Raw genomic sequence first — 15854 nt, forward strand, 5'->3', positions numbered from 1 at the left:
CCACAAACCACAAACCATAAACCACAAACAGGCATTATGCCAATCCTGCTTACTAAACAGCCACCATCTACCCGTCTGTTTTTCATAAATTTGCGCTATGCGATACTTATGTGTACTGTTGGTTATATGTACCGCTTTCTTACAGCAACCGGCATGGCGTAAAATACAGATCAGTGGAAAAGCCCAGGGCACTACCTACCACATAACCTGGTATGCCCATGATAGTATGGTCGGTCAGCAACAGATCGACAGCATTCTGCAAAAGATCGATACCTCACTTTCCATTTACAACCCCCGGTCCCTGATCACGCGTTTCAATAATTCAAACGGCGGTGTCGCCATGGACGATCACTTCCGCACCGTGTTGAATAAATCTCTCGAAACTTACCGCCTAACCAACGGCATCTTCGATATTACCGTTCAACCCCTCGTGCAAGCCTGGGGTTTCGGGCCAAAGAAAATAAACTCCCTTCCCGATTCTGCAGCTATAAAGACCTTAAAAAGCTGTGTAAGCTCATTAAACCTTTATACAAAAGGAAACACCCTGTTTAAGAAAAGACCCTGCACCAGCATCGATATGAACGGAATCGCCCAGGGGTACAGCGTTGATGTAATTGCGAGGTTCCTCGAATCCCGCGGCATCACCAACTACCTGGTTGAACTGGGTGGTGAGATCAGGGTAAAAGGGCATAAACAACCCGGCATGGAGAATATGAAAATAGGCATAGAAGCGCCGGGCGACGATGATTTTGAACTGTCGATGATCAGCAAGATCATTTCGGTCGACAGCGGCGCCATTACCACCTCGGGCAGCTACCGGAAATTCTATGAAAGTGAGGGTAAAAAGATCACCCACCTGATCGATCCGCGCACCGGTTACCCGGCCCGCAATGAATTGATCAGTGTAACCGTATTTGCGCCCGATGCCATTACCGCCGATGCCTATGATAATGCATTGATGGTGATGGGTTTGCAAAAGGCACTGCAGTTTACGGAGCAGCGAAAGGATATCGCGGCCTATTTTATATACCGTACCCCTAATGGCAGGATCGCGGATACCGCATCGGGCCGGTTCTATACATTGCTGGAAAACGCAAAACGCTGAAGGCTGAAGGCGAAAGGCAAAAGGCAGTGCGCTGAAGGCTGAGCCTGATTACCGATCTGGCCTTTTTTTGCAGATTTCGCCAGGTACGGATTGTGGGGTTCTCTGAAATTTGGAGTTTTGCCTTCAGCCTTAAGCGTTTAGCTTTAGTGCTGAAAAATTAAATTGTGGGGTGGATGCAGCCGATAAATGAGATTTTACTACTTATACAGGGATAGGGGTCCTGATTTCATTTATCGATAAAACATTAAACTTTTGCTTTTGCTTTATGAGCAGACGACATTTTATTAAACAGTCTGGTTTGCTGGCCGGCGGCCTTTTGTTAGGTAATCAATGGTTACAGGCTTTTGCCGGAACCGCTGAAAAAATAAACATCGGCATCATCGGGTGCGGCGACCGCGGTACGGGTATTATGAAAATGCTCGGCGAACTGGGCGACCGTTTTGCGGTGACGGCCATTTGCGATGTACTTGATTTCAGAATTGAAGGTGCAAAAAAGAGCTCGCCTTCCATAGATCCCAAAGTATATAAAGACTACCGCCAACTGCTCGATGACAGATCGATTCAGGCTGTAGTGATCGCTACCACGCTTAGCGAGCATTACCGCATCGCCAAAGACGCCTTGCTCGCCGGCAAACACATCTACCTTGAAAAAGCGATGACCTATGCAATTGATCAAACGCTCGATCTGGTAAAAATATCAAAAGCACATCCCGCGCAGATCGTACAAATAGGCCACCAGTACCGGTCGACCCCCTTATACTTCAAAGTAAAGGAGATGATCGATAAAGGGTACCTGGGCAAGGTTACGCAGATAGATTCCCGCTGGGACCGCAACTGGAACTGGCGTCGCCCCGTTCCTGCAGGCTATACCGATAAACAGGTGAACTGGCGGATGTATAAGGAATATTCCGGCGGACTGCCGGCAGAGCTGTTATCGCACCAGATGGATTTTGTAAACTGGGCATTCAACACCCATCCCGATGAAGTGCTGGGCACAGGTGGTATCGACTTCTACAAAGATGGCCGTGAAACTTACGATAACGTACAGGTGATGTTGCGCTATTCAAAAGAAAACATGATCGGTAACTTTGGCGCCACCTGCGGTAATGCGCACGACGGTTATATCTTCAAAATAAAAGGCACCAAAGGTGCAGTGCATCTGCTGATGCATGATGGCATATATTATCCTGAAGCTGCTACAAAAAAAGAATTACAGACAGTAGACGGCGTAACCGGCGCCACAAAAATTGAATGGAACAAAGAAGGCGGTATCAAAATTATGAACGAACCCATGAAAGATGGTACCTGGTATGCCTTGCTTGAATTCCACGATTGCATAACCCATAAAAAAGCACCGGCATCGAATATCATTACCGGCGGTACCACGGCCATTTGCGTTGCACTTGCCAACAAAGCCATCTTCAATCATACCATTGAAAAATGGAAACCTGTATATAACATATCGTAATTATTATTTTAACTGACATATGAAAAAACTTTCCTGCGCACTCCTGGCAATTATTTTGACAACAGTAGTCACAGCTCAGACGGGCAAGGGCTGGACGAATTTATTTGATGGAAAAACCTTTAATGGCTGGAAGAAGATCACCGGTACAGCCGAGTATAAGATCGAGGATGGCGCAATCGTTGGTATTACCGTGCCCAATTCACCCAATACATTTCTGGTAACTGAAAAAGAATATGGCGATTTCATACTGGAACTGGAAGTGAAAATAGAAGATACCACATCCAATTCAGGTATTCAGTTCAGAAGTCATTATAATTCCCAGTTGAATAATGGAAAAGGCCGGGTGTATGGTTACCAGTTTGAACTCGACCCATCGACCCGCCGCTGGACCGGCGGTATATATGATGAAGCACGCCGCGACTGGTTATATCCCTTATCGCTGAACCCCGGCGCGCAGGATGCCTTTAAACCCGGTGAGTTCAACAAAGTACGTATTGAATGCATAGGAAACAATATAAGAACATGGGTGAATGACAAACCTGCTGCATATGTTGTAGATACCGTTGATAAAAGCGGTTTTATTGCGCTGCAGGTGCATTCGATCAATAAAGCGGAACTGGAAGGAAAAAAGATCCACTGGCGGAATATTCGCATTAAAACAGGCGATCTGAAACCCGCCGCTTTCGCAAAAGGCGTTTATGTTGCCAACTATATTCCCAATAACCTGGCGCCTTACGAAAAAAGCGATGGCTGGAAGTTGTTGTTCGACGGTAAAACCTCCAATGGTTGGGTAGGGGCTTACAAAACCACCTTTCCTGCAAAAGGATGGGAGATAAAGGATGGTACATTAACAGTGCAGTCATCTACCGGCGGCGAATCGACCAATGGCGGTGACATTGTAACCAAAGATCAATATAGCGCGTTCGATCTGTCGTTCGATTTTAAGATCACTCCCGGCGCCAATAGCGGAGTAAAATACTTTGTGACCTTATCGGAGAAAAATTCAGGTTCTGCCATCGGGCTCGAATACCAGGTGCTTGACGATACCCTGCACCCCGATGCCAAACTGGGACGTGAAGGCAACCGGACCCTCGGTTCTTTATATGATCTTATAAAAGCCGATAAACAAAAACGGTTCATTCGCCAGCCGGGGCAATGGAATACAGGCCGGGTGGTTGTATATCCCAACAATCATGTGGTGCATTATCTGAATGGCGTAAAAGTGGTTGAATATGATCGCGGTTCGCCGGCCTTTAAAGAGCTGGTTGCCATCAGCAAGTATAAAGTATGGAAGAACTTTGGCGAAGCGCCCAAAGGGCATATCCTGCTGCAGGACCACGGCAATGAGGTAAGCTTCAGGAGCATCAAGATCAAGGCGTTGAAATAGCTGTATACGGCTAATAAATCATTACAATACCCTGGCGGAAGTTTTCGCCGGGGTATTTCGTTAAAAGACGTTTTTGCGTTCCGGCACAGTTGGAGCGTTTCCTAAAAAAGAAAGGTCGCCCTTTTACAGGCGACCCTACACTAATCAAATACCATTAACCATTAAACCTTATCCTACTGCAAAGTTGCAAAAGAATATGCAATTAAAAAATAGTTGCACTAAAGATTTTGCAGGAATAAATAATTACTCCTAGAAAACGGTGGAAAAAATTAGGAATATTACGATGGTAAACGATCCATACTGCAAAAAAGCTGCACCAAATTGATGGTTGCCTGGCTTGCTAAAAAGTTGCTAAAGCGTGAAGGCAGTAAAATGACAGCCATCAACATTGAGGATAGTAATGTCGTGAAAGCCTTGCGGAGAGCAATAAGTGTCTGTTTTACAACGGAATTCTCAAAACACTGTCTTTTGTAATGTTAACTGTTAATCTTTTCGATTCGTTGCTATAGTTTATTAGCAGGGTGTAAGTGCCCGGAACCTGCAAATTGGGGAGAAAAAAAACACCCTGGGAATCGGTTTGCGCGGCAATGTCGGGATGTTCATAACTTCCTTCGGCGATCATCACTATAGCGCCTTCAACGGGGGTGCCGGTGGCAGATTTATACAATACCCCTTTTACGCTGGTTGTGCTTGCTGCTGTCATAATTAAGTAATGGTTTTTGATCAACCAGTATACTGTTATAAAGCAGAAAAGGATGGCGGTAATGGCCAGCCATCCTTTTCTGTTTTGTTTTATTACATGCCAAGATTTTTCCATGCCTGGATGTTGTTGAATACAGGCTGTACAATTCTTGTTGCTGAATTACCGGTGATCAATCCGTTGGTATGAATACCTACTGCATAGCGGGCGTTTCCAACTTTGACCCAAACCGGAGAACCACTTTGTCCGCCCATGGTATCAATTTCATAATAAATGACGCGGGGAGCAACTGATTTTGCTTTGCGGGCCATAAACCATTGTTGATTGCCGCCTTTGTCGCCCGGGTAGCCACTCAGGTTCAGATAGGCGTTCATCAAATAGGGATTGTCTTTTACCGCAAAACCGAACACACCGGTTTTATCGCCGGGGCGCGATGCGCGTGGCAGGATGATACAGCCGTAGTCATATTCTCTTTTTTTATCGTTCACCCAACCGGAAACGCTTCTGAACGAAGTTCCGATATAGGAACCGTATGGGCGTGCGGCATCATTTAAGCCTGGTATAACCTCTATGCTTTTAGGCCATCCGCCCTGGGCATGCAGGTAAACGCAGTGGCCGGCGGTAATAATAGTGCGGGGAGCAACCAGCCAGCCGGTTCCAATAAAACGGGCTCCGTTTTGAGCGGTGATGCGAAGGGAGCAGATAGCACGCCATGGGAATGAGGTAGTGGGAGAGATGCGAACCCGGTCATCTGTACCGATAATTACTTCGGAAATACTTTTTTCATACAATTCGGGATAACTGGCAAAGAAAGCATCCCGCATGAATGCGCCTTCTCCTTCCTCTTCTGTTACCTCTGTACCCGCCTCTTCCAGTGAAGAAGAGATGTAGGATGATTCAGATTCGTTTTCCGTGCTCAACCTGTTATACAGCTCTTTATCGGCTTCGCCTGGTTTCGACATCTTAAAGCCTTCCACCTGTTCTACTTCCGTTTCGGTTTCAGATTCTGTTCCCATGTATGACTGACCTGGCAAATTTTCAATGACGCCCGTTCCGGGAGCTGTAGCCATCAATTGTTCTTTGTCGTTGCCATTCTTGGGTGAACGCAGTGTTTCAGAGAAAGTTTTTGGCTTCATAAATTAGTTTTTTTGGTTATTGTAATGAAGAGCTGAAGCAGGGAGGAAAGCAGTGCTCATACGTGCCGGTACAAACAAACCTGTTACGTACAGGTGTGTGCAATACAGATCCGTTAAATGATCGAACTTGACCTTTCATTACAGTGAAACCATATAACCACAGATGGGAACGGAGAAGTGATTTGTTGAGAGGCAATCAATGTTAACAGTTGCCATTACCCGAAATGATAATTAACGCGGGGGAAAGTCAGAGCCTGTATTTTCGGATAATGATGGCAGGTGGTTGCCTCTGTAATTCCTCATAGGCCTTCTTATGAGGTGAAATCAACGCTTTGGACGGCTATGGTTTTCGTAAACATATTTCCTTGCAATAATACTACTACCCTCCACTTCACCTTTTAAAGATATAGAGTATATTTTATATTCATTCTCTTTTCATATAAAAAAATTGTGAACAGCAAGTCTTTGTAACATGTACAATGTACTATAACATTCCCCTGTTTAAACACGAAAGCTCCCGCCAATGGCGGGAGCTTTCGCTATCTAAAAAAACAAAATTTAGCTACTTATGAAGTTTGTGATTGGGAAGCCTTTTGTTGTTCACTGTTCTTATCAACTGTTATTACGGGGATCTTCGACCCATACGATAACAGTTTACGGGTAATGCGGTTCCACCATCCGGGCATATGGAATTCTTTCAACGGGTTGGCCATTATAAGATCGGCATTGATGCGTTTTGAGAACTCAAGCGTGCTCTTGGCCAGGTTCTTTCCTTCCAGCAAAAAGCATTGTACGGGAATGGTGCTGAGGCTTTGTATAACCTCCAGCGTTTTGTTAACTACCGCTTCTGCAGCGTTATCATCTTTGCGCAGGCTTACCAGGTAAACGGTACTTTGAAACGTACGGGCCAGTAATGTGGCCAGTTTAATACGGCGTACCGGCACTTCGTTGGTAAGCGGTAAAACGATCTTTTTGAAATGGCTTACCAGTCCGCTCGATCTGATGGCCAGGGCAGGTACGTTTGTTTTACGGGCCAGCTGGCTGATGGAAACGGATGATAATATGCGATGGATGAGATTGAATTTCGATAAGCCTACTACTACGAGGTCCATATCGTATTGCTCAATATATTTCACCAGTTGCTGACTGGGGCGCCCCTGCAGTAAACTGATCTCTATTTTTCCTTCGCCGCATAAATGATGCCGGTAAGTTTCTTTAAGCAACTCAAGTTTTTTGCGCGCATTGTTCAGGTCGGCGGTTATGTCGTAAGGCAGCAGCATGCTTGCGTCAACAGGCACCAGCGGCAGCAGATTTTTCGATACCACGTGTACCAGGTGAATATTGCACTGAAAGGTATTAGCCAGTTCAATAGCCTTGGAAAGTGCCCATTTGCTGCGGCCCGAGAAATCGACCGGCACAAGAATGTTATATAATTTTCCTGGCATAGACGTTCGTTTTAGGTTTACTGATTAGAAATGTGGTTAACTGTGTTCCTGGTGCTTAGGCCAGCGTAAGCAGCAATTTAAAACTATTCTCCCGAATATTGGTAGATGCTATTGTTTCGAGCAGATCGTCTTTGGTTCTAAACGCAACGCCCTGGCCGGCATGGCCTACCATACAACGGTCGTCGCGGCTGTCGCCCACAACTATACAACGTTGCAGGGGCACATTGTACTTGTCACAGGCATATTGGAGGGCGTTGGTTTTGCAATAGGAGTGGCCGCATACGCTTTCGGGTGAACCAAAGAAATAGGAGGGGAGATTTATTTCGCCGGTTACCTTTCCTTCAAAGAATTCAAGCTGATTGGCATAAGAGAAATCGGCTCCTATTTTTTGCCGTACAAAATTGGTGATCAATGTATAGCTGTTGCTGATGAGGCCAATGATATAACCGCGGTTCTTCAATTCCCGCACCACTTCTTTTATATCACTTACCATTTCTATCTGGCTGGCTACATGCAACAGTTCATCCATTGTGCGCCCTTTTAAAAACGAGCCGATGCGTTTGGTTAGGATGATGGCGTCTTTTTCGCGGGCGCGCAGGTCTTCCAGTTTGGCGGTAAAGCCAAATGCTGCCGCACAGGCATCGATGAACCGGCCTTGCAAAATGGTATCATCCATATCGAAGATGGCCATTTTGTGAAAGCCTGATAATTTTTCCCGCAGGGTCTTATTCATTTCGCGGTTAATGGTCTCCAGCGAATGGATCTCTTCTTCGCTTATAAGATCTGAATGCTGCATCTGGGTTTTGCTGATGATGGCCCGGCTTACTTCCTTGCTCATTTTGCCCAGCGCCTGCCAGGGTTTGCTTTTATTTTCTATATAACCAATGTTTACTTCGGTTACCCGCGCTTTCATTAAATACATGTCGATAAGGATGCCGATATCGACACCATAATCGTTAAAGAAATCGAGCTTTTGGAAATATGATTTTTTACCGGCAATCATCCCGCTGAGCGGCTGTGAGAAATGTGAAAGGCCGGGAAAAAAGATGTTGAGCAATGGTTTGGCAACCAGTTCGGTTACCCGCCCTGCGTTACGGGCAAAGCTGCCTTTTACAAAGTCGGCCTCATCGGCCAGCAGGGGTGCTGCAAGGTTGGATACAGTGCCTTCCGGATAAGGATCAATATCGCCATCCAGGAAAATGATCAGCTCATTGGTGGCCCTGGCAATGCCATCTTTCATGGAAATGCCCTTACCCCGTACCTTGCTGATAATAACCTGGGCACCGGCCTGTTCTGCTATTTGAGCCGTATCATCTTCCGACTTGTCATCAACTACAATGATCTGCGTTACCTGCGGAAACTGCTGGCAGAAACGTACCACATTGGCAATAGTTTTCCCTTCGTTTAATACAGGTATAATTACAGTTAGCATAAATTTCTCCGGTTTATAGTTTCTACGTGTGTGCAAGTGGTTCGAGGAAAAAGAAAGCTTGAAAATAGGCCAATCTGTATGCGCATGCCAAAGCCTCACTAAAAAGGCAAAAGATGTGCCTTTGTTTTAATCAGGCATTAAAATCTCCTTATGTGGGGAAAAATCCACATATAATGTGTCCTGGGCTTATTTTTCCTGCCTTGAAGATCAACTGTAGATATTGATTGGGGGTTAATATGCTATTAAAAGAAAATTAAATAAAATATTGTACCACCGGAGAGGCAGGTTGTTGATGAGTCAGCCATTTGACGGTTAACGGTTTGGAAGCAGTGAGAGGTGGCAAAACGCATTTTTCGATGTAGTGGCTGCCCCTGTTCATGTGCCGTTGGGCGCCCCCTGGCAACATATAACCGAAGTTTGAAAGCGATCTGAATATAATTTGCCTTTTGCAGTTGTTTACTGACTACCGGATAAGGAAAATAAAAAATCCTTCCGGGCAACCGGAAGGATTTATATCGAGTCGATGCGTTAGTGTTATTAATAATCTCTGTTGTATCCACCGCCGCCACCGCCGCGATTGTAGCCACCTTTTTTGTAGCCACCGCCGCCGCCGCCGCCACCGAAGCTGCGTTTTTTGAATCCGCCGCCGCCGCCACCTTGTGGTTTAGGCTGAGCTTCGTTAACGATAATCTTACGGCCTAAAACTTCAGACTCGTATAAGCTGGTCAGCGCGTTTTGTGCTTCGCTGTCCTCAGGCATTTCAACGAATCCGAAACCTTTGCTACGTCCGCTGGTTTTGTCTTTAACAATCTTAGCAGAAGTAACTGAGCCGTACTGCTCAAACAGGGTTCTCAAATCCTCATCGGTCATTTGCCAGGAGAGGTTCCCTACATAAATGTTCATTGTAACGAAAATTTTAGTGTTCTGAAAAAAAGGATAATGGCAATAGTTGCTACAATGAACTGAGGAAACCGAAAAACAGGTAAGACACTGCAGAACATGAGAACTAAGACATTAATCTAACATGAAGATAGGAGAAATAATTTGATTTAAACAATAAAAAAATTACCTACTCCAATAAGGGAGCGGGTTTGCACAAAATACTGATTTGGTCAAAGACAAGTACTTATGCAACAGTAGGGGTATTTTCATCGCACCTCCGAAAACAGGCCCGAATGGGTGCTGCAATATGGTGTTTTTTCCTATACCATCTGCCTTAAAAAGCCCTTAAAAAAAGAAAAGCCTTCCCTGCGCGCGGCAGAAAAGGCTGTTATATTGAAGTGGGAACAAATTACTCTGCCACTACTTCAAATTCCAGCTCGGTTGAATGACCGTTGCCGAAATCGATGGTAGCTTTATAAGCGCCCAGTTCTTTTACTTCTTCAGGAAGAGTGATCTTTTTACGATCGATCTCATATCCTTTTTGCTCGCGGATGGCGCGGGCAAGTTGCAATGAGGTAACGCTACCGAAGATCTTACCGCTGGTACCGGATTTAGCTCCGATCTTCAGGGCGCCTTCTTTCAGTTTCGCGATAACTTCATTGATAGCAGAAAGCATTTTCTTTTCTTTCTTCTCTATTTGTTTTCTTCTTTCCTCCAATTGTTTGAGGTTAGAAGGGCTGGCTTCTACCGCGAACTTTTGGGGAATAAGAAAATTACGGGCATAGCCATTGCGCACTTTAACGACCTCATTGGCACCACCCAGGTTATCTACGTCTTGTATCAGTATTATTTCCATGGTTGTCCTCCTACTTTAAAAGGTCAGTTACGTACGGTAATAAAGCCATTTGACGAGCTTTCTTACAAGCCTGTGCTACTTTACGCTGGTACTTCAGAGAGTTACCGGTAATGCGGCGGGGCAGTAATTTACCTTGCTCGTTCAAAAACTTTTTCAGGAACTCAGCGTCCTTGTAGTCGACATACTTGATGCCATATTTCTTGAAACGGCAGAATTTCTTCCGGGGTTTCTCGGTTTTAATGGCGGTCAGGTACTTAATTTCATTTGCTTTTGCCATAGTACTATCCCTCTACTTTTTCAGTTCCTGTAGGTACACCACTTCTCTTTTTGTTATTGTACTCGACGGCGTATTTATCGAGTACAGTGAACATGTGACGCAACACATTGTCGTCACGCAGCAATTGAATTTTCAACTGCTCATTGAGGTTGGATGGCGCTTTGTATTCCATTACCCAGTACAGACCAGTGGTCTTTTTCTGGATCGGATACGCCAGTGATTTCAGTCCCCAGGGATTTTCGTGCACAATCTCACCGCCGATACTTTTGATAAAGTCGGTGTATTTTTTCTGAGACGCTTTGAAATCGTCGTCAGAAAGCACAGGGGTAAAAATCACCATCAATTCGTAATTGTTCATTGATCCCTGTTTGTTGGTTAAAAAATAATTTTTAAAATGGGCTGCAAAAGTAGCACAAATTTCTTAATGGGCAAGGGTTTAAGATGTGCCGATCTGCAGGTTTACGGTTCCCGCCCGAATAGCGTTGGCGTTGTAAAGGTAACGATTTGAAAGGCAATCAGTTGGGAATTATTTAAAAACTGTTGTTGCCGGCAGCCGGCCGGTTTTTTTTAATATGTTCAGCCCTTTTCAGTCACTGCAAACCCAATGTTTGTGGGGATTTTGGTAAAATTCCGGCCATTCCAAAGATCACTTTAAAATAATATTCAGTAATATGTAAGCATTAGCGAAAGCGCTAGTTTTGGCCCCCTCTCCTTAAAGTTAATATCCCCTGAAATACTGCCACGGCCTGATAGCTCTAAACAATAAGCTTGTTATTCATTACTTGTTCAAAACCTATTTATGAGAAAATTATTACGAGCCTTTTTCGTACCAGCTATGGTATGCCTATCCATTGCCACATCAGCACAGGTCACTCTTTCCGGAACTTCTTATTCACAGAATTTCGATAACATCGGCACCGACAGTTTACCAACCGGGTTCACTGTACGCACCGGCGCTTCAGCTTCAGCTATCGGAACTGAGAGGGACCTGACCAGTGCTGTTACAGCCTGGAATAATAGCACCGGGGCTTTTAAAAACTTTGCGTCTTATAATAATGGCCTTGCTTCAGGAGCAAGCGCAGCTACTCAGGCCGCAGCAACCGACCGCGCCCTCGGCGTTCGCCAAACCGGCGGCTTTGGCGATGCCGGGGCTGCATTTGTGTTTCAGGCGGCCAGTACCACGGGCCTGAGCAGCTTCAGCCTCGATTTTAAATTGCAGTCGCTCGACGTAAACAGTCCGCGCACAACCACCTGGGTGGTTGATTACGGTTTAGGCGCCAATCCGGCCAGCTTTACAGCAGCTACCACTGTTTCCGGCACCCTTACTACCGGCGCAGCTTCATTTACCAATAATCCCATTCATGTTGATTTTGGCACTGCGCTCGATAATCAGCCGGGCATTGTAACCATTCGTATTGTTGCATTGACCGGTTCTACAGGCAGCGGCAACCGGGCAACCACCGGCATCGACGATTTTACATTGAACTGGACGGGTGGCGGCGGTACTGTTACACCAACCTTAACCGTTGACCAGTCATCATTGAACTTTCCCGAAACAGAACCCGGTAATACAGCCGGGCCGTTGCAGTATGTACTTAGCGGCGCCGACCTTAGCGGTGACGTTACTGTAACTGCACCTGCGCCATTTACTGTTTCTACCGATAATATTTCCTACAGCACTTCGCTTACCATACCACAGGCAGATGCCGGCCTTGTTACCGGCAAAACCATCTTTGTACAATTTGCGCCAGGTACAGCCGGTTTGTATAGTGGTAACATTACCAACACAAGTTCCGGCGCTGCCACCAAAGTGGTAACCGGTAACGGTTCAAGCGTCAGCTATATTCATTTGATAACACCGCCTTATACCGAAACGTTTGACGGCATTGCCACCAATCTGCCCAATGGCGTTTCTGTAAGAACCGGCGCTACCGCCAGTTCGCTGGGCACCAATGCCGCCTTTGTAAAAAATGCAACCAACTGGACCAGCACTTCAGGCGGCTTCTTCAATTACGCATCAGGCGATATAGGCACCGGTGAGCCGCAGTCATCTGCTACTGACCGCGCGGTTGGGCTTCGGCAAACAGGAAGTGTAGGTGATCCAGGCGGCGCCTTTGTATTCCAGATTGCCAATACAACCGGTAAAATAAATTTTACACTCGACTTTAATTTACAATCACTCGATGCCGCCAGTACCCGCACTACCACCTGGCAGGTTGAATACGCTTTGGGAAATGATCCTACCAGCTTTACCGTTCCTGCCACAACCGGTACGTTAACAACCGGCGGTTCCTCTTTTACCAATAATATCATCCATGTGAATTTTGGCAGTGCGCTTGATAACCAGTCGGACGTTATTACCATACGGGTTGTAGCATTGAATGCTTCAACAGGAAGCGGCACCCGGCCAACCACGGGCATCGATGATCTGGTGCTGTCGTGGGAAGACCCATCTGCCAAAACAATAACGCTGAATACCACCGCGCTGAACTTTCCAACAACCGCTATCGGAAGCAGTAACACCCAAACCTATACGATCGTGGGTCAAACCAACCTCGATCAGCCGGTAATAATAACAACGGCAGCACCTTACAGTGTTTCAACCGATAACATCACATTCAGCAATAGTGTAGCCGTTGCTCCGGCCGATGCCACCAATAAGACGATCTATGTAAAGTTCGCTCCTGCGGCAGCCGGCGTATTCAATGGTTCTATTACCAACGCCAGTGTGGGCGCCATTACAAAGACCATTACGCTCACCGGTGAGGCAACCGATCCTGCTGCACTCACCTTTAATTTCAATAGCTGTAGCATTGCCGGCCTTCCGGGATCGGGCTGGTTATCGATCAATACAACAGGTACGCAAAAATGGGGTTGCAGCCAGTTTGGGCAGAACAGCACCAATGGCGTATCGGTGAACGGGTTTGTATCGGGCAGCGGTGCGCAAACGAACGAAGCGTGGCTCATTTCACCGGCCCTTCACCTGAACGGAATTGTAAATATGCCGGTATTGAGTTTTTACAGCCGCGGCGAATTCACCGGGCCGGTATTACAGCTGTATGTTTCTACCGATTATGATGGAAGCAGTAGTCCGGCCACTGCCACCTGGACTGAGATCGCCAATTCCAATTTCCCAACACCTCCAGGTTCAGCCACTACTACCTGGACGTTCTCCGATAATATTGACCTGAGCGCCTATAAGAGTGCAGCCAATGTATATATTGCCTTTATGTACACTTCATCACCCGCATTGAATGCGGCCCGCTGGTCAATCGATGATATAGCCATTACAGATCAATCGACGCTTTTGTCGGTTACACCAACCCAGATCAATTTTGACGAAACCGCAACTGGCGCCAATTCTGCCGCAAAGGGGGTATCTGTACGGGCTGTAGGCAGTACGGATATCACTTTAACCGTTCCTGCAGGGTTTCAGATCTCTACCGACAGCATAAACTTCAGCAGCACGCCGGTGGTCATAGACCAGGCAACTGCTGCTGCAGGCACCAGGATATACATTCGTTTTTCACCCACTGTGAAAAAGCTAACCATTACGGGCAGTTTGAATGTCAGTGGCACTGGCATTAATAAGAATGCGATTGCATTATCGGGTTCTTCTTATCCGAAGGCGGAAACCTTTGATGTGGCCTGTTACAACCTGGCTTTCTTTGGTTCAAACGATACCAATAACCCAACGCCGCAAAAGATCACCGGACAGATCGACAATATCGCTACCGTAATGCAGCATCTGAATATGGATGTGATAGGGTTTGAAGAAGTATCGAGCGATTCGGCATTAAATGAATTGCTGTTGAAGTTACCCGGTTATGCTGCTGTTACTTCGCCAAGATGGTCGTATTCGTTCGAGGCGCCGGATCCTGATTTCCCGCCGCAAAAGATCGGGTTCATTTATAATACAGCTACCATGACGCTGACGGCTGCCGAACCGCCGCGTGTATTGTTTGAAGCCATGTACGATAGTGTACGTGCCGGTTTTTCAACCCGCGTAGGTTCCAACTTCTGGGCATCGGGCCGTTTACCTTATATGGCCACATTCGATGTGAATGTAAACGGACAAATGAAAAAAGTAAGACTGGTTGTTGTACACGGCAAATCATCATCCGATGCGGCCAGCTATAACCGCCGCCTGTTCGATGCGCAGGTATTAAAAGATACGCTGGATGCGGTGTACAAAAATGATAATGTGATCATACTCGGCGATTACAACGACCGCCTGTATGGTTCAATATATTCAGGCGCATCCGTTTCGCCATACAATGCCTTTGTTACAGATAATGCGAATTATGTACCGCTCACCCGCCCGCTCGATAGCGCCGGCAAAGTGAGCTTTATCGGTGGTTCGGGTCTTATCGATCACATCGTAATAACCCATCCGTTGAGGTTGAATTACATCGACAGCTCAGCGGCTATTGAAGACCCACGCACGTATATCGCCGGTTATAACGATAGCACCGCATCGGACCACCTGCCGGTATTTACCCGGTTCTCTTTTGCGGCTGGCGGCCCGTTACCGGTGACTTTACTGAATTTTACCGCCCGGCCCCATGGCAATGCCGTTTTGGTTAACTGGAATACCTCCATGGAAGTGAACAATAAATATTTTATTGTAGAGCGCTCTGCCGATGGAAGCGTTTTCACTGAGATCGGCCGGTTAGCGGGGGCGGGTAACAGCGATCATGAAAAACGTTACCAGTTCACCGATGTGAACCCACTAGCAGGCATCAGCTATTACCGGTTACGGCAGGTTGATTTCGATGGCCAGTTTGCTTTATCATCGACAGCCACCGTACGGTTTACCAGCGAAAGCAGGGCAAGGCTGGTATTATTGCCAAACCCCGTAACCAGTTACGTGAGCCTTAATATCAATACAACCGGTAAAACCTATACCATGCGGGTAAGTGGTGTAGATGGTCGTGTAGTTATCAATGGAACAGGAGCCGTAAACCAATTGAACCAGCAACTGAATAACCGCCTCGGCGCTTTGGCTCCCGGCGTATATGTATTGACGGCCGATAATGCGGAAGAGCATTATACGATAAAATTTGTGAAGCAATAGCGGTTAAATGATATTTGCAAAAAAATGCGTTCCGATGGTTCGGGACGCACTTTTTTTTGTAAGCCAGGTAATAAATATTGGGGCAAAGC

12 protein-coding genes are annotated in these 15854 nt (G+C 46.3%); 4 read left to right on the forward strand and 8 right to left on the reverse strand.

Translation table 11 applies throughout. From position 1 onward, the window contains the following. The first annotated feature begins 97 nt into the window (after positions 1-97). The 3 genes from A4R26_RS19960 (at position 98) to A4R26_RS19970 (ending at position 3960) form a co-directional block, all read left to right on the forward strand. A complete protein-coding gene (locus tag A4R26_RS19960) occupies positions 98-1105 on the forward strand; it encodes an FAD:protein FMN transferase (protein WP_081167237.1) in 1008 nt (335 codons plus the stop codon). Positions 1106-1370: 265 nt separating this feature from the next. After that, positions 1371-2573 (forward strand): Gfo/Idh/MocA family protein, encoded by a 1203-nt coding sequence (locus A4R26_RS19965; RefSeq protein WP_081167240.1) that lies wholly within the window; start codon positions 1371-1373, stop codon positions 2571-2573. Positions 2574-2592: 19 nt separating this feature from the next. Next, positions 2593-3960 (forward strand): 3-keto-disaccharide hydrolase, encoded by a 1368-nt coding sequence (locus A4R26_RS19970; RefSeq protein WP_081167248.1) that lies wholly within the window; start codon positions 2593-2595, stop codon positions 3958-3960. 439 nt (positions 3961-4399) lie between these two features. Here the strand turns inward: A4R26_RS19970 and A4R26_RS19975 are convergent, their stop codons facing one another. From A4R26_RS19975 to rpsF, 8 genes are all read right to left on the reverse strand, one after another. Continuing rightward, on the reverse strand, positions 4400-4777 hold the full coding sequence (locus A4R26_RS19975; protein ID WP_081167251.1) for a carboxypeptidase regulatory-like domain-containing protein: 378 nt from the start codon (positions 4775-4777) through the stop codon (positions 4400-4402). After that, the gene (locus A4R26_RS19980) at positions 4756-5796 is read right to left on the reverse strand and encodes a trypsin-like serine peptidase (protein WP_081167255.1); all 1041 of its coding nucleotides are present in this window, start codon (positions 5794-5796) and stop codon (positions 4756-4758) included. Before A4R26_RS19980 ends, A4R26_RS19975 begins: the two co-directional genes overlap by 22 nt. A gap of 566 nt (positions 5797-6362) precedes the next feature. After that, a complete protein-coding gene (locus tag A4R26_RS19985; protein ID WP_081167258.1) occupies positions 6363-7241 on the reverse strand; it encodes a universal stress protein in 879 nt (292 codons plus the stop codon). 55 nt (positions 7242-7296) lie between these two features. Beyond that, the gene (locus A4R26_RS19990) at positions 7297-8673 is read right to left on the reverse strand and encodes an HAD-IB family phosphatase (protein WP_081167262.1); all 1377 of its coding nucleotides are present in this window, start codon (positions 8671-8673) and stop codon (positions 7297-7299) included. A gap of 537 nt (positions 8674-9210) precedes the next feature. Beyond that, positions 9211-9576 carry an RNA-binding regulator gene (gene rbp, locus A4R26_RS35885; RefSeq protein ID WP_081149826.1) on the reverse strand — a complete coding sequence of 122 codons (366 nt, stop codon included), beginning with the start codon at positions 9574-9576 and terminating at the stop codon, positions 9211-9213. 388 nt (positions 9577-9964) lie between these two features. After that, entirely contained in the window at positions 9965-10411 is a 447-nt protein-coding gene (gene rplI, locus A4R26_RS20000; protein ID WP_081167266.1) for a 50S ribosomal protein L9, read from the reverse strand. A 10-nt stretch (positions 10412-10421) separates the two neighbouring features. Beyond that, positions 10422-10688, reverse strand: a complete 267-nt coding sequence (rpsR, locus tag A4R26_RS20005; RefSeq protein WP_014221276.1) for a 30S ribosomal protein S18 — start codon at positions 10686-10688, stop codon at positions 10422-10424. A gap of 4 nt (positions 10689-10692) precedes the next feature. Next, complete coding sequence (gene rpsF, locus A4R26_RS20010) at positions 10693-11046, reverse strand: 30S ribosomal protein S6 (protein ID WP_081167269.1); 354 nt, start codon at positions 11044-11046, stop codon at positions 10693-10695. A 441-nt stretch (positions 11047-11487) separates the two neighbouring features. Between rpsF and A4R26_RS20015 the strand changes: the two genes are divergently transcribed. Next, positions 11488-15765 (forward strand): T9SS-dependent choice-of-anchor J family protein, encoded by a 4278-nt coding sequence (locus A4R26_RS20015; protein ID WP_081167272.1) that lies wholly within the window; start codon positions 11488-11490, stop codon positions 15763-15765. Positions 15766-15854 lie beyond the last annotated feature (89 nt).

The sequence above is a fragment of the Niastella populi genome, assembly GCF_002078015.1.
GTDB classification, from domain to species: Bacteria; Bacteroidota; Bacteroidia; order Chitinophagales; family Chitinophagaceae; genus Niastella; species Niastella populi.